Genomic DNA, 16,693 nt, shown 5'->3' with positions numbered 1-16,693 from the left:
AGCTTATGCTGTTGCTTTGCGAGGCTTAGTAGTCTTGCTTGGCGATAGACCTTTAGGTTGTAGCCTTACTTGTTTTCTCTTTTACCTTTTTACTTTTTTACTTTTTTACCCTTTTACTTTTAAAAAATGCGCAACCTATTAGATTTTCTTGCACGCCATAACCATTGGTTTGTCTTCCTACTGCTCGAAGTGGCAAGCTTTGCTTTGCTTTTCCATTACAATAGCTATCAGGGCAGTGTATGGTTTTCGTCGGCTAATGCCGTTAGTGGCAAGGTGTTTGAGTGGAACTCTGCTGTAACGCAATATTTCCAGCTTACCGACGTTAACCGACAACTTACCCAGCGCAATCTCTACCTGGAACGAGAGGTGGCAATGCTTACAGAACAAGTGCGCAAGACCAGCAAGGACACCACGCTGATAGAGCGTATGCAACACAAGGTGATGCAAGGTTTCCAGACAATACCTGCACAAGTGGTAAGCTCGTCGCTTGACAAGGCCAACAACTTCATAACCATAAACCGAGGTTCTGCCGATGGTGTAAAGAAGGATATGGGCGTAGTTAGTGGAACGGGTGTTGTGGGCATAGTATATCTTACAAGCGAACACTATTCGGTAGTGATTCCTGTGCTTAGTCAGCAGTCTAACATAAGCTGCTCTATAAAGGGACGTGGCTACTTTGGCTATCTTCATTGGACAGGCGGATCGCCCGAATATGCCTACATAGACGACATCCCACGTCATGCTCACTTCAAGCTTGGCGACTATATTATTACCTCTGGCTACTCATCGGTATTTCCTGCCGGCATTGTAGTAGGACGCATCAAGCATGTCTACAATTCAGACAATGGTATGTCGTATCGACTCAAGATATCGCTATCTACCGACTTTGCACGTCTGCGTGATGTTTGTGTAATCAACGACACCGAGATGGACAAGAAACTTGAGATTCTGCGTGCTGCCGAAGACTCGCTCAAGGCTCGTCAGTAGAGTATAGCCACGGCAATAACCATAAGGCTTATGCCGCAAATGTCTCATCCTATTCAAATATATATATGAACTTGAACTTCATCAGAAACATAGTTTTCTTCATCATATTGGTCGTGATACAGGCGCTTGTACTTAATCACATACGCTTGTTTGGCTGTGCCACCCCATTGCTGTATGCCTACTTTGTGCTGCCTATGCAGCGTGGACAAGGCAAGTGGGCTACGCTGTTGTGGTGTTTTGCCATGGGACTTGCTATCGACATATTCTCAAATACGCCGGGTGTGGCTTCTGCCTCAATGACATTTGTGGGTATGTTGCAGCCATATCTGCTTGAGCTTTTTGTGCCACGCGACAGCGCCGAAGACCTTACACCATCGTTCCGAACATTAGGCGTGTCCAAGTATGTCAGCTATACAGTCATACTGGTTTTCTTAATGTGCCTTGCTTTCTTCTCGCTTGAGGCATTCAACCTTTACAACTGGATGCAGTTGGTTACAAGCATATTGGGCAGTACCGTGCTTACCGCCATATTGATATTGGTAATAGAAAACGTTCGAAATAGAAGATGACAGATTTCAATCTCGAAAAACGTCGCTATGTTTTAGGTGGAGTGGCTATAGCTATCATTACAGTATATATAATACGCCTCTTCACCTTGCAGCTCATGAGCGATGACTATAAGAAAAATGCCGACTCCAACGCTTTCTTGAAGAAAGTGGAGTTTCCGTCGCGTGGTGCCATATACGACCGCAATGGTCGACTTATGGTGTACAATCAGCCTGCCTACGACATTATGGTTGTTATGAACGAGGCAAAGGGACGTATCGACACAACCGAATTCTGCCAAGCGCTCGGCATAACAAAGGAGTTCTTCATAAAACGTATGAACGACATTAAGGATTACTCTAAGAATCCTGGCTATTCGCGCTTCACGCAGCAAATGTTTATGAGTCAGCTCAGCAACGAGGACTTCTCCATATTTCAGGAGAAGATGTTCCGTTTCCCCGGATTCTATGTTCAACACCGTAGCATACGCCAATATCAGACGGGTGTAGCTGCTCATGTGCTTGGTGATGTTGCCGAGGTGTCGCCTTCTGACATTGAGGATGACGACTACTACAAGCCTGGCGATTATATAGGAAAGCTTGGTGTGGAGAAGTCGTACGAGAAGGAACTGCGTGGCGAGAAAGGAGTACAAATACTACTTCGCGATGCTCGTGGACGCATTCAGGGCAATTATATGAATGGCAAATACGACCGCAAGCCAGTTGCAGGACGCGATCTTACCTTAGGTATCGACGAAAAACTGCAGGCTTTGGGCGAGAGACTTATGGAAGGAAAGATAGGTTCTATCGTTGCTCTTGACCCTCAGACTGGCGAGGTGCTCGCTATGGTAAGCTCGCCAAGTTATGATCCTCGCATAATGGTTGGTCGTTCGCGTTCTAAGAACCATCGTCTGCTGTCGAGAGACGCTTGGAAACCATTGCTCAACCGTTCAATTATGGGTATGTATCCTCCTGGCTCAACCTTCAAGACATCGCAAGCGCTTACCTATATGACCGAGGGTATTATCACGCCCTCAACAGCTTTTCCTTGCAGTCATGGCTTCTACTGTCGTGGTTTGCACGTGGGATGTCACTCGCATGCGGCGCCTATAGCATTAGTTGATGCCATATCCACATCGTGCAATGCCTACTTCTGTTGGGGCTTGTATTATATGATGGGCAACCGCACAAAATACAAAAACCCTTATGAGGCAATGAATGTATGGCGCGATTATATGGTTAGTATGGGATTCGGCTATCGCCTTGGCATCGACCTTCCGGGCGAGAAGCGTGGCATGATACCTAATGCCGACTATTACGACCGCAACTATCGTGGTTCGTGGAACGGACTAACCATTATCTCTATCTCCATTGGTCAGGGCGAGGTTACGCTAACACCATTGCAGATAGCCAATCTTGGAGCAACCATAGCCAACCGTGGCTACTACTATGTGCCTCATGTTGTGCGCAAGGTAGAGGGATTGCCTCTTGACACTCTCTACCGACATCGCCATTATACCAAGGCTTCGCGCCGTTCCTACGATTATGTTGTGGCTGGTATGAGGTCGTCGGCTTTGAAAGGAACATGTAAGATGCTTTCGCGTTTGCCATTCGAGGCATGCGGCAAGACTGGTACTGCTCAGAACCATGGACGCGACCACTCTGTATTTATGGGCTTTGCCCCTATGAACAATCCAAAGATAGCCATTGCCGTATATGTGGAGAATGGTGGATGGGGTGCCGACTTTGGTGTGCCTATTGGCGGATTGATGATGGAACAATACATTATGGGCAAGCTCTCACCATCGTCTGAGATACAGGCCGAAGCTATGCAACATCGTCGTATAGGCTACGGTTCGCGATTCCCCGGACAGGAGAAAGGAAAAAAGGCAACTGCTACAAAGAAGCCAGCCAAGAAGAATAAGATTGTTGATAAGATTGTGCCGGAGGCCCAAGAAGCTCCGGCTAAAGAATAACTAAGATTATTATGCCAACCAATAAACCGCAAAGCATTTGGTCGCAAGTCGACTGGATAACTATAGGCATCTATATAGCGCTGATGATATTCGGATGGATAAGCATCTGCGGTGCCAGCTATACGTTTGGCGACAACGATATCTTCAGCCTCGGCACACGCTCGGGCATGCAGATAGTGTGGATAGGAACTAGTATCTGTCTGGGATTTGTAATACTGATGATGGATACCAGATTCTTCGACACATTCTCCTATATAATATATGGTGTGTTGCTGTTGTTGCTCTTTGCCACCATTTTTAATCCGCACGACATCAAGGGCTCCCACTCTTGGCTTGTCCTTGGACCTATACGTATACAGCCTGCCGAGTTTGGTAAGTTTGCTACAGCCCTTGCCCTTGCCAAGCTTATGAGTGCCTATGGCTTCTCCATACATCGCCTCAAGGACTTTGCCGCAGCATGTGCCGTAATCTTTATTCCAATGCTTTGCATTGTAGGACAGCGCGAGACTGGTTCGGCCTTGGTATACCTTACCTTCTTCCTTGTGCTTTATCGCGAGGGAATGCCAGGCAGTATACTCTTTACGGGTGTAGCAATGGTGTTCTACTTTGTAGTAGGTATCAAGTACGAGAGTGTATTGTTGCTCGATACTCCAACCTCTGTAGGTAAGTTTGTGGTGCTTTTGCTTGTGCAGATATTCACGGCCTGTATGGTTTATGTGTACACTCATGAGCGCAGACAGGCTATGAGCATTATAGGTTATAGTGTAGGTATTACGCTTGTGGCAATGCTCTTCTCGCTCTACGTTATACGTTTCGACGTAACATGGGTGCAGCTTGGTGTGTGTGTGGCAATGTTTGTTTATTTGCTGCTCAATGCGCTGCGCACCCGTCTGATGAGCTATTATATGATTCTTACATTTGCCATAGGCTCGGTAGTATTCTTCTATTCTGCCGACTACGTGCTAAACAATGTAATGGAACCACACCAACGTGTGCGTATCAATGTGCTGTTAGGACTTGACGAGGACCTTGCAGGTGCAGGATACAATGTACATCAGAGCGAGATAGCCATTGGTTCGGGTGGCCTTAAAGGCAAGGGATTCCTCAATGGCACACAAACCAAGCTTAAGTTTGTGCCCGAACAGGATACCGACTTTATATTCTGTACCGTAGGCGAGGAGGAAGGTTTTGTAGGTTCGGCAAGTGTGCTTCTGCTGTTTCTTGCCCTGATATTAAGACTTATGAAGCTTGCCGAGCGCCAACCATTTACGTTTGGCAGAGTGTATGGCTATAGTGTGGCATCGATATTCTTATTCCATGTGTTTATCAATGTGGGCATGGTGTTGGGTCTTACGCCGGTTATCGGCATACCGTTGCCGTTCTTCAGTTATGGCGGTTCGTCGTTGTGGGGATTTACCTTACTTATGTTTATATTCCTTAGGATAGATGCGGGGCGCAATATGAATCAAGGATAAAAGGGCGCAATATGAACCAAGGATAAAAGGGTGACAATTGCCACTCTGTTATTTGGAATAGCCTCAAAACGACAAACGACAATTATACGGATATACAACGTTTGGGTCCGTATAATTGTCGTTGTTTTTTTAGAATATCAGCAATCCCGCCACTCCGCAAATCAGCATCACCAATATAGGATTAGCCTTTCTGAACCTTGTAAAGTAGAATGTGGCAGCAAACAGAGCCACGCTAATGCCAAACGTCATTGGCTCTGTATGCCAGTCGCCAAAGTTCTCCTTATTCATAAGCAGCACAGCGGCTGCGGCAATTAGTCCGATGATGGCAGGGCGCAAACCAGCAAAGATGTCCTTCACAATTTTCGAGTCCTTATGATTCATCAGATAGTGTGATATCAGAATCATTATAATAAACGGCAGCCACACTATAGAGAGCGATGCAAGAATAGAGCCGAGCACAGCTGCCCATTCGGGATAGCCCTGGTTCAATACAGCAACATATCCAGAATAGGTGGCGGCATTAATGCCTATAGGACCTGGTGTCGACTGGCTTATAGCCACAATATCCGTAAATTCGGCATTGCTTAGCCATGCGTTCTTAACTACCACTTCGTTGTGTATAAGCGACAGCATGGCATAGCCGCCACCAAAGTTGAAAGTTCCTATCTTAGTGAAGATAATAAACAGCTTTAGAAATATCATATATATTGTACCTTTCCTATTTTAGTTATTCTTCCTTTTCCATTTTCCGTACAGCCATCCAGCCACACCAGCAAGTATTATTATAAGTATAGGCGACACCTTATACGCGGGATTGTTGCTAAAGGGATTGCTTATGAGCAAGCATGCCAGCACCGGAATCCACACATTGTTCCATCCAATATTGGCAGTCTTTGCCATCTTAAACACAGGCGCGGCTATAAGAGCCACAACCGAAGGTCTTACACCCATGAAGAAACGCTCAACCCATGGATTGTCCTTATAGTTGTGAAAACACATGGCTATAACAAGTATGGCTATGATAGAAGGCAAGGCTATTCCTATTGCACCCACTATGCCACCCCAAATGCCACGCAGCTTGTAGCCTATATGGCTTGCCATGTCGATGGCGAAAATACCCGGTGTGGTTTGCGCCACAACCATAATGTCCATAAATTCCTGCTTGTCCATCCATTTATGGTTGTCTACAAACTCCTTTTCCATACTCGGAATCATGGCATAGCCGCCACCCAGAGTAAAGGCACCAATCTTGTTGCAGGTAATAAAAAATTTCCAAAGCATACGGTCTACTTTTCTGTTGCTTATTATTAATTCAAGTTTCGCAAGCGAAAGAAGTTAAAGAAGTTTTTCGTAAAGCTCAAGGGAACTTCGCTCCCTACTCCTCGCTGAGGAGTTCTTGCTAAGGCAAGCGGCAAAGTCGAGCGAACGGCCAATAGTCTTTTGGCATAGTTTTTAAGCAGCAAGACATACGGCTTAACTCCTTAACTCCTTAACTTCTTAACTTCTTAACTCCTTAACTTCTTAACTCCTTTAACTTCTTGATATGCGAAAAATCAGTTAGATATTTAACAATCTTTCTTTACCGGGTGCAAAGTTACAGCAACTTTGCCTAAAGACAGCCATGTTCTATTGTTTTTCTCGCATATTTTGCCTAATTTTGTGGCTATGAATAAATTGAAACGCTATATTGTTTGGTTGCGCCGTATGTCCCACAGCCGAGGCTTTGGGGTACAGTCACCGTCGGCCTACCGCTTTATACGATATGTTTTGTGCGAGCATTATCCTTATTACGGCTACGATGAGTTGCGTCACAAGCACCCCTCGTTGCCGTGGCTTGTGCGCAAGCGTATGGAGCTGTACTTCCGCATAGCCAACTATCGTCAGGCTTCCCGCATGCTCAGCAACGGAACCGATACGCCATTGCTTGCCTCATATGTAGGACGCGCATGCCAGCGTACACGTGTAGATGATAGGCAGGATGCGGATATAAATACCGTTGAGATAGCCCGGGTGTGTGCCGTGGATGGATGCGAGGCTTATGTCGAACATCTGCTGAGTCATACCGACAGCCATACCATACTGATAGTGGAGGATATAGCCCAGAACACAATGGCACAGCGCATATGGCAAGGGTTGCTCCACAATCCCAAGGTTAGCGTTTGCTACGACCTCTATTGGGCAGGCGTTGCCTTCTTCGATACCGACAGGTTCAAGACTTGCTACATCGTAAATTTCTAAAGAGAACAACCATTCTAAGGAGAACAATCCTTCTAAACAAGATAACAATCTATTACAACGTGCAAAAGCTCCATCAATATGAAATACTACACCAAGACGGGCGACCATGGCACCACATCTCTTGCCAGCGGCAAGCGTGTGCCTAAGACCGATATACGCATAGCTGCATGTGGCGACCTCGACGAACTAAATGCCCACATTGGTTTGCTGCACACCTTTACTGCCAGCAACCTTGCTCCACAGCTCATCTCCATACAGACTTGCCTGTTCCATATAGGCACCTCAATATCTGCATCAACCACAGGCGGTGCTACAACCGATGATGTGGCAATGCTTGAGCATGAGATAGACAATCTACAAGCACAAACTACGCCTCCTGGCACATTTGTATTGCCAGGTGGATGCAAGGCTGCAGCACAGGCACATGTGTGCCGAGCTGTATGTCGCAGGGCAGAACGTAGCTTGCTATGTGTATACGACAGCTATGCGCTCAACCCCTTAAATACGCAATATCTAAATAGATTAAGCGATTATTTCTTCGCATTGGCGCTATATTTAAACTTTATTGAGGGTGTAGCCGAAAAAAAACTATATATTGCTTGCAAATAACATAAAAATTGCTATTTTTGCAGCCGAAAAACGGGGCATGGCTGTTAAACGATTCACATATGCAGCAGCCTTAAGAACTAAGCCCGTTGGAAAAACATTTGTAGAACAGATTAAAAAAAACTTACAACTATGTATTGGACACTTGAATTGGCTTCCAAACTGGAAGACGCCCCTTGGCCAGCAACCAAAGACGAACTTATAGATTATGCCATGCGTTCTGGCGCGCCACTTGAGGTGCTTGAGAATCTGCAAGAGATAGAAGACGAGGGTGACGCTTACGATAGCATCGAGGACCTTTGGCCCGACTATCCTTCAAAGGACGATTTCCTTTGGAACGATGACGAATACTAATCGCCGATGAGCTGTGTATTTCAGCTTAAGGCGTTGAATATAAGCGGTATGGGAATATGACAGCATGATTCCTATACCGCTTTTTACGTACTACTTGATTATCCTTACGATAAGGCCGTGTCTCTAAGGATTTAATGCAATGAGCTGATTCGTTATTATTGGAAAATAAATAAAAATAACTTTCAGAAAAGTTGTAGTATTCCTCTATATATTGTATATTTGCACCTGACAAGTTCGGAAAAGTGTCGTATTTGGCACAAAACAGAAGTAATCGGTGCGAATATGAGAATTGAAAGAGACATAATAAATAAATTCAAGGAATGGAAAGATGCTGAAAAGCATAAGCCAATCCTGCTGAAAGGTGCCCGTCAGATTGGCAAGACATGGGCTATGGAGGAGTTTGGAAGAGAATGTTTCGACTATACGGCGAAATTTGACTTTGACCGCCAGAAAGAGTTACTGTCTGCCTTCACTGAGTCAAAGGAACCTGCACGCATAATAAAGGAACTCGCCCTTTATAGCCAAGTGCCTCTTGTTGCAGGCAAGACACTACTCATATTCGATGAGATACAAGAATGTGAAGAAGCGCTCAATTCGTTAAAGTATTTTTGTGAAGATGCTCCCGAATGGCATATTATTGCAGCAGGTTCGCTGTTAGGAGTGGCTGTTAAAAGGAGGAGAATGACCGTACCAGTAGGAAAGGTGCAGGTTATGCGTATGTATCCGATTACGTTCAAAGAGTATCTGCGAGCCAGCGATTCCCAGACATTCAATTTTGTTGAACAGATAGAACAGCCAGAGAAATTGCCTCTTATTATACTTGACAAGTTGAAGTCTGAATACCGCAGATATATGGTGTCTGGAGGAATGCCAGAAGCTACCGTGAGTATGCTTGAAAATCAAGGCATGCAAGCTGTTGACGACATATTGCAAGGCATATTAGATTTGTATGAGCTTGACTTTGCCAAGTATGCAGAACCTCGCGAGATACCGCGTATCCATGCTATTTGGCATTCACTTCCATCTCAACTTGCCAAGGAAAATAGAAAGTTCATATATAAGATTATAAAGAAAGGAGCAAGAAGTCGTGATTATGAAGACGCTTTGCTGTGGCTTGAAGATGCTGGTATGATATATCGCGTGAATGCGGTGTCGAAACCGGGAATGCCTTTAAGTGCTTACGAAGAACCAGACATATTCAAGATTTATGCCAGTGATTGCGGACTGTTGCGACGATTGGCCGGACTACCGGGAAGCATTGTCATTGACCCGACTGCCAATTACACGGAATTTAAAGGCGCAATGGCGGAGAATGCAGTGCTGCAAAGCCTGTTGCCATCGTATGGTTCAATGCCTTACTATTGGTCTTCGGAAGGAAAGGCAGAGATTGAGTTTCTGTTACAGCGAGAGGATGAGATAATCCCTGTAGAGGTAAAGGCCGAAAATTGTGTCAGTGGTAGAAGTATTGTTGTTTATAACGAGCGTTACCAGCCCAAGAACCGCATACGTTTCTCGTTTCTCAATTTACAGCAAAACTGCGGAATGTTGGCTTGTCCTTCGCCCTTAGCTGAGTGGGCAATGAAATGGTTGAACAAATAATAATATTAACGTGAGTTCGACGAATTAGAATAACGTTAATTGTCTATCTACTGTCCTTTGAACTGCAATTGTTGGTTTCTTAGGAAAGAAACAATAAGCAGCCAAAGATCCAAGAGTGTTGACAATGAAGTTATCGAATGATCTGTGTCTGGAATGTTCCACTTGTGCAATATTCTTAAGTTCGTCGTTAATGGTCTCTATGATCGCCCTCTTTCTAAGCAAGAGCCTGTCTGATATTTTCATAATAGAACCCTTCATGTTGCTTTTTAGTTTCGTGATGAGTTGTATTCCATCAACGAAAAGTCGATTGAACAGGTTCTTGCTTATATATCCTTTATCTCCTACAAGCTTGCCGTATATGAAATTCACAAACGCTTTGTATTCTAATGGTTTACGGTCGTCAATATCGCCAGGAGTTATCATGAAGTTAAGCAATTCTCCCTTTTCGTTACATATAAGGTGGAGCTTAAAGCCGAAAAACCATCCCATAGAACATTTGCCTTTTTGTGCGATGCCTTTAAATGTCTTGTGAATATGGATTCTTTGGGTTCTACATACACGAAGAGGTGTGCTGTCTACGAAACTTATTCCGGTACATTTTCCCAAAAGAACCTTCTTTATAAAGATAGCCAACAGAATGGCAATGGTCTTCTGAAGTTCCACAAAACGGTTATATGATACTACATTTGGAAATAAATGTCGAAGATGAACACATACATATTCCTTATAGAAATGTTTCAGGCAACGAAAGCCTGAACTGTGGAAAAGTATAACGATAACCATAATTTCAGCCTTTGACATGGTCGATTCACGATGATATTTGCGTTTTAAATTGCTTTTTATGGTGTATTTTTCCATTTGGGCATCAAAAACTTTGCAGAAGTCATCCGCAATACAGAAAATTTCAGTAACTTTGTCCTCGGTGATCATAGCGATTATTGTTTGTAAAATTTTGATTTTTAGCACATTAAAGTTACAACAATTTTCGCTAATCACCAAATTTTTAGACACTTATATTTCGTCGAACTCACGTTAATTACTTATGCATCTTTCTTTCTATAAACAATTCTGCACACTTACTAAAATATTTGATTATGGAATTCGCTAATTTAACATATGGCTATCATATAGGATTATTAAACAAGGCATTGGTTAATAATGGTGGGGCTATATGGCAATTATATCAGGCTTATGTTAGACTGAATACGTTAAATGAGCATTACGGTTTTTGTGACTACTATCCATATTCCGTTATTGATCGTTATTTTTGTGACAACTTTGACCCAGGCTCTGATGCAGGAAATACAGACTGCAAATGGCATAATGTAGAAGGAAGCACAAATATTATTGATTTGCTCGACAAAATCCAAAATGGAGATACTGCCAAAACCAAAGAGCTGTTTAAGATGGTCGATATGGACATTGAATATAATAAAGAGCCTTTGCGAGTAACTCCTTATTATAGTTTTAAGGAGGAAATAGACCAATGCAGGAATATGGCTGAACGTAAAGAAGCTGAGCGTAAAGCCAAGGAAGAAGCTGAACGTATAGCCAAGGAAGAAGCCGAACGCAAAGCCAAGGAAGAAGCCGAACGCAAAGCCAAGGAAGAAGCAGAGCGTAAAGCCAAGGAAGAAGCAGAACGCAAAGCTAAGGAAGAAGCAGAGCGTAAAGCCAAGGAAGAGGCAGAACGCAAAGCCAAAGAAGAAGCTGAACGTATAGCCAAAGAAGAAGCTGAACGCAAAGCCAAAGAAGAAGCTGAACGCAAAGCTATGGAAGAAGCAGAGCGTATAGCCAAGGAAGAAGCAGAGCGTATAGCTAAGGAAGAAGCCGAACGCAAAGCCAAGGAAGAAGCCGAACGCAAAGCTAAGGAAGAAGCTGAACGCAAAGCCAAGGAAGAAGCCGAACGTAAAGCCAAGGAAGAAACAGAACGTAAAGCCAAGGAAGAGGCAGAACGCAAAGCCAAAGAAGATGCCGAGCGCAAAGCCAAAGAAGATGCCGAGCGCAAAGCTAAGGAAGAGGCCGAGCATAATTCATATAAGTCTCTGATAGAAGACTTTGTCAGCGACATCAAGGAGTGTGAGTATAAGGACGGCATCATATTTGGAAAGAAAAAGAAAATACATTATGTAGCTAACCCTATTACTAAGCGAATATGGAATGCTGTAGTAAACAAATCGTCTGAAGCAGATTTCGACGATAATGATTTTGTGCCACAAAAGGAATTGGGAACATTCTTGGAAAACCTAAATTCTTACTATTCTGGAAAGATAGTATTTGAGTATCTGCACAAGAACATTCACGCTCTTGTACACTTGCAGGTGTACGAGAAACAGGACAAGAATGCATGTTTCGTTTATATTAAGGAGGAAAACTGATGGCAAAGACAATAGCAGCAATAGATATGCTCGTGAAATACTTAGAGCATAGAATACGCAACATAAAGGCTGACACAAAGGAGGCGTACGACATAGAGAGGGGAGAAATTGTTGATGAGCTCAAGCAACTTGCTGAGCGCATTAGCAATATAGACCCTATTATACTGCCCAGGCTACCTAAAGCCGATTTGCAGGATGAGGTAATTAGAAATATAGCAAGTGCGGCTTCCAAACGCACAACTATGCCACCTATCTATACTGATACCACTTGCAACATTGGCATTCAGAATATTGCGGTATGCTTGCCTAAGTATGTGGATTTTTCTGAAACGCCAGGAGCGACAATCTATGGTATAAATGGTTGGGAAGAATTTGCACAAAAGAAGATGACCCACCTGCTCATGTCTGTACTGTTGTCGATGCCACTTGGCAAGGTTAGACTCCACTTCATCGACCTTAACTTCTCATGCAAGGCACAGTTCTTTATCGACAACTTCGACCGTTCTGTATGCAATATATATTGTGATGTACAGTCGGCAAAAGGTTTGGCAGAATCGTTGAAGACAAAGATGGCGCAGCGACTTCGTGGCGAACTGTCGGATAATATATATGATTTTGTCGTATTTCTTGATTTCTTAAACGATTACAATAAGATTGGCAATGCTTACAGACAGATAATAGAAAAGGGGGCATTCGCCTATATTCACACCGTATTTATCCTCAATGATTATAAGGTTGAAGAAGGTGTATACGATCCTGGTATACTTGACGAAGACAAATTCTGTTTTATTAATGGATATACTACCCTTAAAGATGAAATTGACTATACAGAAGTCTTTTTGTCGTTAGCCAATTTGTCTTTAGCCAAAGATTCCGACTTCCGCAGCAAGTGTATCGAATATCTTAACAATGGCTTGCAAACGGAAGATGAACCAGAGATAGACGAGCCAGAGATAGACAAGACCGAATACGCCGTCACAACATCTGCCATCGAGGCTCCGATAGGCAAGACTACCGACGGCGAGACCGTAGATTTCAAGATAGATGTAAACCGTGGCCATTACCATGCATTTGTAATAGGCGAGACAGGTTCGGGCAAGTCGCGCTTCCTGCACGACATCATCATCAACATGATAGCCAAGTATAGTCCCGAAGACGTAGAGCTATACCTTATGGACTTCAAGGGTGTTGAGTTTAATCCTTACCGCGACATCAAGCACTCGCGTGTAATACTTGTCGACCGTGCCGACGAGCGCATAACCTACGAGGTTATACACGAATTGAAGCAGAAGATGGAAGAGCGCCAAAAGATATTGGCTGCGGCAGGAGCAAGCGATGTAGACGAGTACAACAAGATGTCTGCCGACAGCCATATATCACAAATAATACTGGTAGCAGACGAGTGCCAGACGCTCTTTACAGATAATGCAAAGAACACAAAATTGCAGACCGAGATGATTGCCACCATTGCACTCATTGCCCAGCAAGGACGTGCATACGGTGTGCATCTGCTGCTTGCCACACAATCGTTGACCAATGCGCCGAAACTGCGTTCAGATATCCTCAACCAGATAGGCGAGCATTACATACTGCCTTGCCTTCCTGTCGATGCACGCCGACTTGTACCCGAACACGAGCAGAATGAAACCGAAAGGGTAGTGGCACAAATGGAAAAGGGCAAGGGCCAATGCTACTATCAGGGTGCCGACGGCAAGTTTATGTTCACATTCGACTATATTGCCAAGGGCGAGCAACAAGACAGCCTTATAGAGAAGGCAAGGCAGAAGGCCGACAAATACGAAACCAACGGACAGATATACTTCAGCGGCTCGTTGCAGTATGCTATGACCGGCGACACAATTGATGCTCTCGCCACTAAAGGCAGAAGATACATTGTGGCGTCGCCTGGACAGAGCATAGCCATATCCCAAACGCCATTGTCGATAGTTTTGCGCGACGAGGCTGGCGAGAATATGCTGCTTCTTGGCATAAACGACAAGCAGTACGTAACACGCACAACCATCAACACACTTGTGTCGATGATAGCGTCGGCAAGAAAGAAAGGTCTCGACTGCCAGTTTGTGGTGATAGACTGCTTGAAGTGCGATGAAGAGGAGCCGTATATGCACATACTCGACAGTTTGGAGCAAAGTGGACTCTGCCGTATCGTTGCCCCGCGCCAACGCAAGCATACGCTCTACAGCCTGTGCAAGGATATTGCCGCAGGCACGGCACGCCCCACGGTGCTCGTTATACTGGGCGAGGAGACCTTCCGCGAACTAAAGTTTGACGAGTCTCTCGATATTGACGCCAACACCAAACCCAACGAAACCAACGGAATGTCATCGGCAGACAATATGTCGTTCGACGATGCCTTGGCCATGATGAATATGCTGAGCAATCCGGTAAACGAGACCGACGGCCTGAAAGACATCAAGACCGTGGCAAGTGCGTTGAAATATATACTTGAACGCGGACCCGAGAACGCCGTGCACACCGTAATGCAGATGGACCGCATGGACAACTACTATATAGGCAACGAAAATGGTTATGTAGGGGCTAAAACTATATACAGCCACTTCGCGCATATCATTCTGTTGCGCTCTGGCGAGCAAGATGTGTTGAATCTTCGTCTTCCTGACGAGATAAGCCCCGCAGCGCTTGAGGACAATGCCGATCGACTTAGAGCCTACTACTATAACGAGAGCGGCAACAGGTACAGTCTGCTTACACCATATGTTATGCCCTCTATAGAACAGATAGACAAACTAATTCGTTAGTGTGCCGTTCTAATCGGGCATAACAGTTCAGAATTATCTTTACATATAGTAGGAGGGTATGGCATCCTTGCCATACCCACTAAATTGGCTGTACAATCATGGCAGAGTGGGTATGGCAGGGATGCCATACCCTCCTACAGATTGCCGTTCATATATAAAGATAAATATGAATACTTACTTATAAAATTTGTTGGCTAAAACAATATAAATCTCTATTCCGTGACACGGAACGGCCATTCGGCGACACGGAACGTACATTCGGTGACACGGAACGGAGATTTATATTATAATACAGACATAGGTATTTCAACTGTAAAGGTAAATAATTAAAAACTAACAAAAAAAATAAAGACTATGGCATACGATGCTGGCGTAAAAGACCTTGCCGAACTTCGCCAATTCGGCGCTAAACTTAATCAGGCTGCCGAGGCCTGCACCAATCTGTTTCAAAAACTTAATGCAGAGTGCCACCGTGTGTGCGAATCGTGGAACGACGACAAGGCAGCACAGTTTATGCAGAATTTTGACCAACGCAACCGCGAGATTGAACGCCTATCTCAGGAGATGCGCGAATTCTCGGCCCATATAGACCGCCTTGCAAGGGTTCTTGAGGATTACAGAAACGTAAGATAACCGCAAGCGAGCTATGGACGACATAAATGTAAAGGAGATTGAGGTGCTCAGGGCGTATTGTTCCAAACTAAACGATTTCAAGACTGGAACAAGTGCTGTGGGGCTGCTTGTGGCAAGACAGATAGACAAGATAAAGGACGACCTGAACGAAAGGCAGCGTGAGGCTCAGATGTTTATGGATTTTGTGGAGGATAAGGCAAACTCTGTAATATCACGCTACGACTATGCTCTCGACAAATGCCCAAGTGCGCGAGGTCAAATAGGCGAGACCGACTTGGACTGCAAGGCAAACATCAGTAAGGCCGAGGATATTATGAAGAGCATAAAAGCCAAGATACGCCAGCTTGACACCGAACTGGAGAATGCCCAACAGCACACCAAGAACTTCTGTCTGCAAGTAATCAACATGACCGACAGTTGCCAGAATCAGATGAACCGCACTATCACGGCGCTTGAGGCTTATAAAGAGACACGTTAGAAGGGAGGAGCTACAACAGTATGTTTTTTAGACAAATATCCGATTTTGACGAGAACTTCAAGTTTCTCGACCGCCTTAACATCTTGCTCTTCAACGTATGGCACGACAATAATGCCGACGCTTACCGCACGCAGTCGATTGAACAACTGGAGATGTTCTATCGCAACTATGTAAACGAGATGCGGCAGAAAAGCAACGAGCTTAAGGCTTTGGAGAGCGAGATAAACGAACTTGTGGAGCAGCTGCGCTCCGTAGTAGAGGATACACGCATGCTTGCCACAGACCCCGAAATTAGGGGATGCTTGCTTTGTACCGCTTATGGACGCAAGCCAGACGTACCCGATGTGCTTACACACGAACGTTTCGTGATGCGACCCAACGAAGACACCCACTATGTGGAGGACATTGCCATGAGCCGCTGTCCCTATCTCTGTAACATTGAGTCAGCCAGCATAGACGAGCAATTATAGGCTTTTCCGGTTTTTCCGACACTCCATTCCTGTTTGTCCGATAATGACTATAGAGGATAAAGGCATAAAAACATATACCTTTGCACCAGAATAAAGTAGGAGGGTATGGCATCCTTGCCATACCCACTAAATTGGCTGTACAATCATGGCAGAGTGGGTATGGCAGGGATGCCATAC

General features: G+C 44.6%; 16 protein-coding genes. 13 read left to right on the top strand and 3 right to left on the bottom strand.

Annotated elements, in window-relative coordinates; all coding sequences use genetic code 11:
- Window positions 1-126: 126 nt before the first annotated feature.
- The 4 genes from mreC to rodA all read left to right on the top strand — a co-directional run bounded on the left by mreC (window position 127) and on the right by rodA (window position 4,983).
- On the top strand, window positions 127-987 hold the full coding sequence (mreC, locus tag C9991_RS01720; RefSeq protein WP_106810906.1) for a rod shape-determining protein MreC: 861 nt from the start codon (window positions 127-129) through the stop codon (window positions 985-987).
- 65 nt (window positions 988-1,052) lie between these two features.
- A complete protein-coding gene (mreD, locus tag C9991_RS01715) occupies window positions 1,053-1,556 on the top strand; it encodes a rod shape-determining protein MreD (RefSeq protein ID WP_106810905.1) in 504 nt (167 codons plus the stop codon).
- The gene (gene mrdA, locus C9991_RS01710; RefSeq protein WP_106810904.1) at window positions 1,553-3,508 is read left to right on the top strand and encodes a penicillin-binding protein 2; all 1,956 of its coding nucleotides are present in this window, start codon (window positions 1,553-1,555) and stop codon (window positions 3,506-3,508) included. The genes mreD and mrdA overlap by 4 nt, the downstream gene beginning before the upstream one ends.
- A gap of 11 nt (window positions 3,509-3,519) precedes the next feature.
- Window positions 3,520-4,983: a rod shape-determining protein RodA gene (rodA, locus tag C9991_RS01705; RefSeq protein WP_106810903.1), complete on the top strand. Its 1,464-nt coding sequence runs from the start codon at window positions 3,520-3,522 to the stop codon at window positions 4,981-4,983.
- A 129-nt stretch (window positions 4,984-5,112) separates the two neighbouring features.
- On the opposite strand, the gene C9991_RS01700 is transcribed toward rodA, so the two are convergent.
- On the bottom strand, window positions 5,113-5,685 hold the full coding sequence (locus C9991_RS01700) for a chromate transporter (RefSeq protein ID WP_106810902.1): 573 nt from the start codon (window positions 5,683-5,685) through the stop codon (window positions 5,113-5,115).
- 21 nt (window positions 5,686-5,706) lie between these two features.
- Window positions 5,707-6,264 (bottom strand): chromate transporter, encoded by a 558-nt coding sequence (locus C9991_RS01695; RefSeq protein WP_106810901.1) that lies wholly within the window; start codon window positions 6,262-6,264, stop codon window positions 5,707-5,709.
- A gap of 384 nt (window positions 6,265-6,648) precedes the next feature.
- On the opposite strand from C9991_RS01695, the gene C9991_RS01690 reads away from it, so the two are divergent.
- From C9991_RS01690 to C9991_RS01675, 4 genes are all read left to right on the top strand, one after another.
- Window positions 6,649-7,221, top strand: a complete 573-nt coding sequence (locus C9991_RS01690) for a hypothetical protein (protein ID WP_106810900.1) — start codon at window positions 6,649-6,651, stop codon at window positions 7,219-7,221.
- A 78-nt stretch (window positions 7,222-7,299) separates the two neighbouring features.
- On the top strand, window positions 7,300-7,830 hold the full coding sequence (locus C9991_RS01685; RefSeq protein ID WP_106810899.1) for a cob(I)yrinic acid a,c-diamide adenosyltransferase: 531 nt from the start codon (window positions 7,300-7,302) through the stop codon (window positions 7,828-7,830).
- A gap of 129 nt (window positions 7,831-7,959) precedes the next feature.
- Complete coding sequence (locus tag C9991_RS01680) at window positions 7,960-8,181, top strand: DUF2795 domain-containing protein (RefSeq protein WP_106810898.1); 222 nt, start codon at window positions 7,960-7,962, stop codon at window positions 8,179-8,181.
- Window positions 8,182-8,463: 282 nt separating this feature from the next.
- Complete coding sequence (locus C9991_RS01675; RefSeq protein ID WP_106810897.1) at window positions 8,464-9,780, top strand: ATP-binding protein; 1,317 nt, start codon at window positions 8,464-8,466, stop codon at window positions 9,778-9,780.
- A 24-nt stretch (window positions 9,781-9,804) separates the two neighbouring features.
- On the opposite strand, the gene C9991_RS01670 is transcribed toward C9991_RS01675, so the two are convergent.
- Window positions 9,805-10,710: an IS982 family transposase gene (locus tag C9991_RS01670; RefSeq protein ID WP_106810622.1), complete on the bottom strand. Its 906-nt coding sequence runs from the start codon at window positions 10,708-10,710 to the stop codon at window positions 9,805-9,807.
- Window positions 10,711-10,874: 164 nt separating this feature from the next.
- On the opposite strand from C9991_RS01670, the gene C9991_RS16810 reads away from it, so the two are divergent.
- The 5 genes from C9991_RS16810 (at window position 10,875) to C9991_RS01645 (ending at window position 16,516) form a co-directional block, all read left to right on the top strand.
- Window positions 10,875-12,155, top strand: coding sequence for a cell envelope integrity TolA family protein (locus C9991_RS16810; protein ID WP_198643729.1), 1,281 nt, complete (start codon window positions 10,875-10,877; stop codon window positions 12,153-12,155).
- Window positions 12,155-14,935 carry an FtsK/SpoIIIE domain-containing protein gene (locus tag C9991_RS01660; RefSeq protein ID WP_106810896.1) on the top strand — a complete coding sequence of 927 codons (2,781 nt, stop codon included), beginning with the start codon at window positions 12,155-12,157 and terminating at the stop codon, window positions 14,933-14,935. Before C9991_RS16810 ends, C9991_RS01660 begins: the two co-directional genes overlap by 1 nt.
- Window positions 14,936-15,289: 354 nt before the next feature.
- The gene (locus C9991_RS01655) at window positions 15,290-15,568 is read left to right on the top strand and encodes a WXG100 family type VII secretion target (RefSeq protein WP_106810895.1); all 279 of its coding nucleotides are present in this window, start codon (window positions 15,290-15,292) and stop codon (window positions 15,566-15,568) included.
- A 13-nt stretch (window positions 15,569-15,581) separates the two neighbouring features.
- Window positions 15,582-16,046: a hypothetical protein gene (locus C9991_RS01650; protein ID WP_106810894.1), complete on the top strand. Its 465-nt coding sequence runs from the start codon at window positions 15,582-15,584 to the stop codon at window positions 16,044-16,046.
- A 20-nt stretch (window positions 16,047-16,066) separates the two neighbouring features.
- Window positions 16,067-16,516, top strand: coding sequence for a hypothetical protein (locus C9991_RS01645; RefSeq protein WP_106810893.1), 450 nt, complete (start codon window positions 16,067-16,069; stop codon window positions 16,514-16,516).
- Window positions 16,517-16,693: the final 177 nt, after the last annotated feature.

Source organism: Prevotella merdae (assembly GCF_900290275.1).
Taxonomy (GTDB): domain Bacteria; phylum Bacteroidota; class Bacteroidia; order Bacteroidales; family Bacteroidaceae; genus Prevotella; species Prevotella merdae.
Note: the sequence above shows the minus strand (reverse complement) of the source record. Positions and strands in the feature narration are given on the sequence as shown.